This window comes from Mesorhizobium sp. M7A.F.Ca.CA.002.15.2.1 (assembly GCF_003998715.1).
Taxonomy (GTDB): domain Bacteria; phylum Pseudomonadota; class Alphaproteobacteria; order Rhizobiales; family Rhizobiaceae; genus Mesorhizobium; species Mesorhizobium ciceri.
This window is the reverse complement of sequence record NZ_RZPI01000662.1, coordinates 1-3,034: the sequence shown is the minus strand read 5'-3', so window position 1 is coordinate 3,034 and position 3,034 is coordinate 1. Positions and strand designations below refer to the sequence as shown.

General features: G+C 63.2%; 3 protein-coding genes. All 3 read right to left on the bottom strand.

Features of this window, described 5'->3' with window-relative positions; translation table 11 throughout:
• The coding region (locus ENZ74_RS27110; RefSeq protein WP_164761242.1) for a branched-chain amino acid ABC transporter permease at positions 1-810 on the bottom strand (810 nt) is incomplete at its 3' end.
• A complete protein-coding gene (locus ENZ74_RS27105) occupies positions 807-1,739 on the bottom strand; it encodes an ABC transporter ATP-binding protein (protein ID WP_127313117.1) in 933 nt (310 codons plus the stop codon). The genes ENZ74_RS27110 and ENZ74_RS27105, both read right to left, overlap by 4 nt.
• 112 nt (positions 1,740-1,851) lie before the next feature.
• Complete coding sequence (gene sfnG, locus ENZ74_RS27100; protein WP_063169858.1) at positions 1,852-2,952, bottom strand: dimethylsulfone monooxygenase SfnG; 1,101 nt, start codon at positions 2,950-2,952, stop codon at positions 1,852-1,854.
• Positions 2,953-3,034 lie beyond the last annotated feature (82 nt).

Sequence of the window (3,034 nt, the reverse complement as noted above, 5' to 3'; positions counted from 1 at the left end):
GATGCCGCCGCCGAAATAATCGCCGATATAGACCTCGGCGAGCTTCTCACTGGCGCCGATCAGAAGCCCGCCGACGATGGCGCCGAGGATGGAATCGAAGCCGCCGAGCACCAGCACCGGCAGCGCCTTCAGCACCACCAGCGACAGCGAGAACTGCACGCCGAGGCGTGCGCCCCAGAGCAGTCCCGCCACCAGGGCGACAAGGCCGGCGGCAGCCCACACGGTGGCCCAGATCAAGGGCAGCCTGAGGCCGACCGCGAGGGCCGCGAACTGGTCGTCGGCAACGGCGCGGAAGGAGAGGCCGATGCGGGTGTAGCGGAAGAACAGCGACAGCAGGAGGACCATGCCGGCGGCAACCACCGCGGCAAAAATGTCGAACTGGCTGATCAGCACGCCGCCGATTTCCAGCGGCACGTCCTCGATGCCGAGATCGAGGCCATGGACCTGCGTGCCCCAGATCAGCTGGGCGGCGCCCTCGATGATGTAGGACAGGCCGAGCGTCGCCATGAACAGTGTGATCGGCGGCTTGTTGGTCAGTGGCCGCAGCACCGTGCGCTCGATGGCGACACCCATCGCCACCATGATGGCGAAGGTGACCGCCAGCGCCAGCGCGAACGGAATACCGCGCTCGACGAGGCTGACGAAGGTGAGTGCCGCAAACAGCAGCATCGCGCCTTGCGCGAAATTGAGCACGCCCGAGGTCTTGTAGATGAGCACGAAGCCGATCGCGACAAGCGAATACATGACGCCTGAGAGCAGGCCGCCGACGAGCACTTCGATGAAGAATTGGTAGTCGAAATCGGCGATCATATGCCTGCCCCGTCCTCATTGTCCGAGGCGACGCCGAGATAGGCATCGATGACGCGTTGGTCGCTCCTGACTTCATCGGGCGTGGCGTCGGCGATCTTGCGGCCGTAGTCGAGAACGGCGATGCGATCGGACAGACCCATGACGACGCCGACATCGTGCTCGATCAACACCACGGTGGTGGCGAAACGATCGCGCGCGGCACGGACGAAAGACGCCATCTCGCTCTTTTCGCTCGCTGTCATGCCGGCCATCGGCTCGTCCAGCAAAAGCAGGCGCGGCTCGGCCACCAGCGCGCGGGCCAGTTCGACACGCTTCTGCAGCCCGTAAGGCAAGGTGCCGACAAGACGGTCGCGAATGGCGGTGAGATGGAGGAATTCAAGGATCTGTTCGGCACGGCTGCGTGAATCGCGCTGCTCGCCACGCGAGCGGCCGATGCCGAGCACCTGGCCGGCAAAGTTGGAGCGAACCTTGTAGGCAAGGCCAGAGGCGACATTGTCGAGGACGCTTAGGCCCTTGAACAGTGCGAGATTCTGGAAGGTTCTGGCGACGCCGAGATGGGCCAGCCGCTGCGTCGGGACCTGGGCATAGGAGGTACCGTCGAGCCGGACATGGCCGCGATCCGGCCGGTAGACGCCGCTGATGACGTTGATCAGCGAACTCTTGCCGGCGCCGTTCGGGCCGATGATGGCACGGATCTCGCCTTGGCGGACCGATAGGTCGATATCGGCCAGTGCCACGACGCCGCCAAAGGACAGGCTGATGCCCTGAAGCGAAAGCAACGGAGAGGCGGCGGCAACGGACTCTGCCGGCCTGGCGGCATCTTCGAACGACTGCTCCGGCCGCTGGTCTGACGGCAGGCCGCGCGCAAAGACCTCCGGTGCATAGGCGGAAGCCTCCATCACTCCGAGCGTATAACTGGGCAACGGCATTCCAATCGTCCTCGATTAGGCGCGCAAAATCCTGTTGCCGCCCGACGGATCAGCGCGCCGGGCAAGCTTCGTGCGTGCGGGCCGGCGCCTGTCCGGCGTGCCTATGGGGTGACTATTCCGCCGCCAGCGACGCCGCCGCCTCGGCGTGTTCCAGTTCGCGAACGAGCGGGATGACATGCTTGCCGAAATACTCGACCTCCTCCTGGAAGTGCAGGAAACCGAGCAGGATAAGATCCGCACCCGCGCGCTTCAGGTCGACGACGCGTTGAGCGACCTGCCTGGGGGTGCCGATCAGGTTCGAGCGGAAACCGTCATTGTACTGGACCAGATCGTCGAAGGACGATTTCGCCCAATTGCCCTCACCTTCCGGCGAGGCCTTGCCGGCATTCTTGACCTCATGGCCAAAAGCATTGACCGCGTCGGGATTGGCCTCGGCGATGATTTCGGCGAGCACCGCCCTGGCCTCGTCCTCGGTCTCGCGAACGACCGCGAAGGCGTTGACGCCAACTTTGACGGAATGGTTATTGGCCTTCGCCTTGACTCTGATATCATCGACCTGCTTGGCGATCTCGGCCGGCGTGTTGCCGTTGGTGAAGTACCAGTCCGAGACGCGCGATGCCATGTCGCGCGCGGCGCGCGACGAGCCGCCCTGGAAGATTTCGGGTACTTGCGGCGGTTTCGGCTTCAGCGAATACTCATTGAAGCGGTAGAAATCGCCACGGAAGGTGAAGCTGTCTTCAGTCCATATTCCGCGCAGCGCACGGATGAATTCCTCCGAGCGGCGGTAGCGCTCGTCATGGTCGAGCCAATGCTCGCCGATGGCGTGGAACTCGCCGCGGAACCAGCCGGAGACAAGGTTGATCGCGACGCGGCCGTTGGTCAGGTAGCTGATGGTGGCGATCTGCTTGGCCGCCAGCGCCGGGTTCCATGGTCCTGGCAGGATCGCTGCGATGACCTTGAGCGTCGTGGTCGCCGCCAGCAGATCATGGCTGAACGCCACCGATTCATGCTGTTCGTCGGCGCCGTAGCCGGCCGTGAAACGTATCTGGCTAAGCGCGTAGTCGAAGCCGGCCTTCTCGGCGATCTGCGCCAGCTTGCGATTGTACTCGGCAGAATGGTTGGTGCGCTGCTCGATGTTGGAAATCACCAGGCCGCCCGAAACATTCGGCACCCAGTAGGCGAATTTGATCGGATCGGCTTCTGCATGTGCCATGAACTGTCTCCCATTCAGGCCGTGTCGTTGATCGCTCCGGTCGCGCCGGCTCTGATATTTATTATGTTTATAGAATATATAT